Source organism: Bacteroidota bacterium (assembly GCA_030706565.1).
Lineage (GTDB): Bacteria > Bacteroidota > Bacteroidia > Bacteroidales > JAUZOH01 > JAUZOH01.
On record JAUZOH010000354.1, the window covers coordinates 1 to 3,886 of the forward strand.

Below are 3,886 nucleotides of genomic sequence, written 5' to 3' on the forward strand. Positions count from 1 at the left end.
GATCTCATAACCTTTTTTACGCAAATTATAACTGATAAATTCCAGAATATCCGGTTCATCGTCAACTAAAAGAATCTTGTATTTGCTGTAATCCATGGGTGATTTCGGTTATTGACAAATTAGTATCTACTGGTGTTCTTTGCGCAATAAATCGTTGATGGATTTAACCGGAGTGAAGGTGCTGATGGGAACTTCCACCAAAATAGTATTCCAGTCAGACATGGATCCATTCCACAACCCGGGTAATTCCTGAACTTTAATTTGCTTACCTTTCCAGGTTTTGCGGGTAATAATTCCAGCCAGGGGATCTGAGTACTTCATCAGGTTAAATTTCTTCCCTTTGTAATTTTTTAAGCCGCAAACAATATCCACAGGATTGAAATAGCCGGAATTTCTAAAGACTATTTCCTGCATTTCGTCCTCATGGTTAACTTGTGAGCTTTCCACTATTTGCAGCGACATGCTCCCATCCTGATTGGCGACCCAGAAAGGAGCTCCGCCCGGTTCCCCTTCATTTTTTACCACCCCGCATACCCTTATGGGACGATCCAACTTTTCACGAAAATAAATAATCCTGCTTTGCTGATCGTCCAAAGAATCTTTAGAGGGAATGACATTCAGCCTTTTTTCCAGAAAGACGGCAATTTCATCCAGTAAAACCGGGTTGGCATCTTCATCAAGCAGGTTCAAATACCTGAATATTTTTTTTTCATAACTCAATAAAAGGCCGCCTAAAACTTTTTTATATTGTATGGTGGATTCTTTGATATGATCAGGGGCAATATTATCAATGTTTTTAATGAAAACGACATCAGCATCCAATCCGTTCAGGTTGGAAAGCAAAGCACCATGCCCGGCAGGCCGGAAAAGTAAATTGCCCGTTTCATCTCTAAAGGGAAAGTTATTGGAATCAACGGCAATCTTGTCGGTCGACGGAGATTGTATTGAAAAGCTAATGTTGTAATGTACTTTAAACCTCTCCTCATATTTGTCTTTAACTTTGTTGATATATTCGACAAACTGATTTACATGTTCAGGGGAGACGGTAAAATGCAAATTCACCGTGTTGGTAAGGCTTGTAATATAACTGACCGTTTCTACCAGGTGCTCTTCAATGGCTGTGCGGCAACCTGTATCATAGCGGTGAAATTTAAGCAGTCCCTTGGGCTTATTCCCTAAATTCAGCCCTTTATGGGTCAAAACATAATCGATTATGGTAGAATATTCTTTATGATCAAGAAGATCGTCCAGATCAAGATCATCCTTATTCAAACAATCTTTCAGGTCATTATAAAAGGGGAATTTGGAGATATTTTCAAAGAAGCGAAACACTTCATGTTTGGGTTCATCGGTAGGCCGGGCTGCATATTCATACAAATCCTTGAACATTCGTGTGGCAGCACCTGAGGCCGGGACAAAATTAATAATGGACTTTGTTTTTGAATTTTCTTCAAACTTGTAGGAATACTGATGAATGATGCTCTGGTCCATATTGATTATCCCTTCATTGATTGCTGCCGGCTTAATTATGTTTATGAAAGGAAAACCTGCCTGGAATTGTTGCAACTGTTGCTGAAATTCGTCAATACTGATTCCTTTTGACTCTATGAAATTGATTTCTTTTTGAGTAAACATAATGCTTTATTTTATTATAAAACCATGAAAAATCGATAATAAAATTATTAATCTTTTTTGTTTAAAAAAATATTTTCCCCTCTAAATAATTAACACTTAATAAAAACTCCAGCCTGATAAAAGTTGGAATTTTCTGGCCAGGGGATGCAAATTACTCTATAAAATGAATCAAAGACCGGATTGTATAAGGCTTATTTATTGATTGCTTTCCAGGCAAAGTCTTGCCCGGCTTGAAATGCTTTTATATTTGAATCAATTACGGGGCTATCTTTCTTTTCAAAATATTGAGCTATGGATGCCTCCAGAATCTCAGAGGGAAGTTTCAAAAAGGATGAAGCCGCACCCAGCATGACCATATTGGAAGCTCGGGGCATTCCGGAATCCGTTGCGATTTTATCAGCATCAATAGCTACATAATGAGGCTGTTTTCTGATTTCCTGCAAGATGTTTTCAGTTTCCGGATAATGGGGGATGTTGATCAAAGGGGTTGTACTGGTCACGATACAGCCGGTTTTAGACAAATAGGGCAAATACCGCAACGATTCCATGGGCTCCATCGACAGGATCAAATCGGCAGAACCAAGAGGAATCAAATCAGAGGCAATGGGTTCATCCGAAAGGCGCAAATTGGATTGCACGGCTCCTCCCCTTTGGCTCATTCCGTGAACTTCGGCCTGCTTGATAAATAAATTTTGTCGGACAGCTGCAGCGCCAATTATGGCAGCTATTGATAAGATACCCTGACCTCCCACTCCTGCTAAAATTATATCTGTCTTCATCTCAGTAAAATTAATTTAAATCCATTAACAACCAGGTAATTCAAAAAACTTCTGATCAATTATGTTTTTGTCTGTTATTTCTTTTTAAATAAGTCTTTTATTGCCTCATTTTTCTTTTTCTTCTTGCGGCTGTCTGTATACATTCCCGTTGGGAAATGATCACAGAAGGGGCAGGATAACTGACTTCCTTTTTGATAATTTCCACATTCTCCTCAAAATGACTATGAAGTGGGGTGATCACTTTAATATGATCAGGATCGACGCCCAATCCGCGGCAGATGCTTTCAAGCCTTCCTGTTGCGGATGATTTCTGCCCGCCGGTCATTCCGGTGGTCGAGTTATCCGAAATAATAACCGTAACAGGAGTTTGTTCAAGCACTATATCCAGCAAACCGGTCATTCCCGAATGAGTGAAAGTAGAATCCCCAATTACGGCAACCACAGGGGATAAACCGGCATCTGCAGCGCCCTTTGCCATGGTAATGGAAGCGCCCATATCCACGCAAGAATTGATGGCATTATAGGGCTCCAGAGCACCTAAGGTATAACATCCGATATCTGAGAATACCCTGCCTTTTTCATAATCTTTTAAGGCCTCATTCAGCTGAAGGTAAGTATCTGCATGGCTGCAGCCCTTGCAGAACGAAGGAGGCCGGGGCATGACAAGCTCCGGAACGGGGATGATCTCCCTTGCTTCTATTCCCAGTGCTTTGCCTACAATATCCGGGGTAAGTTCACCATCACGGGGCAGGGATCCATCCAGCCGGCCTGAAATGTTAAGGTCATCAGTTAAGAAATTATTCAACTGATCTTCAACAAAAGGATAACCATCTTCAAGCACCAGAATACGCTTGCAGGATTTGACGATCTGCCTGATTAGTTTTTGTGGCAAAGGATATTGGCCAATTTTCAAGACAGGATGATTCAGATGAAAGTGATGGGCATTTTCCATGTAATAATTGTAGGCAATGCCGCAGGCAATGATGCCCAGGCTTTTATCTGCCCCGTCAAAATACTGATTAAAAGCTGAATTTTCTGATTCCTCGTTAAAGGAAGTTTGAGCAGCCAAAAGCTTTTTGTACCTGATTTTTGCAATAGCAGGCAATAAAATGAACTGTTTCAGATCGGCAGGCAACCGGAGTGGGTTCTCATTTATAATGGTTTTGCGGTTTACCCCGGCACGTGAATGAGCCAGACGGGTAGGGATACGCATTAAAACCGGAGTTTTATATTTTTCGGATAATTCGAACGCATGGTAAGCCATGTCATATGCTTCCTGCTGGTCGTGGGGTTCGAGGATGGGGATCATGGCAAATTTCCCGTAGAAACGTGAGTCCTGTTCATTTTGTGAAGAATGCATGGAAGGGTCATCAGCAACCAGCACGACCAATCCCCCGTTGATACCGGTAATGGCAGCATTGATAAAGGCATCGGCAGCAACATTTAACCCAACATGCTTCATGCAAACTATA

4 protein-coding genes are annotated in these 3,886 nt (G+C 41.2%); all 4 read right to left on the bottom strand.

Annotated elements, in window-relative coordinates; translation table 11 throughout:
- Window positions 1–96: DNA-binding response regulator (locus tag Q8907_13965; GenBank protein ID MDP4275376.1), on the bottom strand; the 96-nt coding region annotated here is incomplete at its 3' end.
- A 30-nt stretch (window positions 97–126) separates the two neighbouring features.
- Window positions 127–1,635 (bottom strand): DUF4301 family protein, encoded by a 1,509-nt coding sequence (locus tag Q8907_13970; GenBank protein MDP4275377.1) that lies wholly within the window; start codon window positions 1,633–1,635, stop codon window positions 127–129.
- 191 nt (window positions 1,636–1,826) lie between these two features.
- A complete protein-coding gene (locus Q8907_13975) occupies window positions 1,827–2,414 on the bottom strand; it encodes an indolepyruvate oxidoreductase subunit beta (protein ID MDP4275378.1) in 588 nt (195 codons plus the stop codon).
- A gap of 97 nt (window positions 2,415–2,511) precedes the next feature.
- Window positions 2,512–3,886, bottom strand: a 1,375-nt coding sequence (locus tag Q8907_13980; GenBank protein MDP4275379.1) for a thiamine pyrophosphate-dependent enzyme, incomplete at its 5' end; no start/stop codon positions are given.

What these genes read in the sequence shown, in the direction of transcription:
- Q8907_13970 (MDP4275377.1), bottom strand. Translation starts at nt 1,635, where the DNA reads ATGTTTACTCAAAAAGAAATCAATTTCATAGAGTCAAAAGGAATCAGT.
- Q8907_13975 (MDP4275378.1), bottom strand. Translation starts at nt 2,414, where the DNA reads ATGAAGACAGATATAATTTTAGCAGGAGTGGGAGGTCAGGGTATCTTA.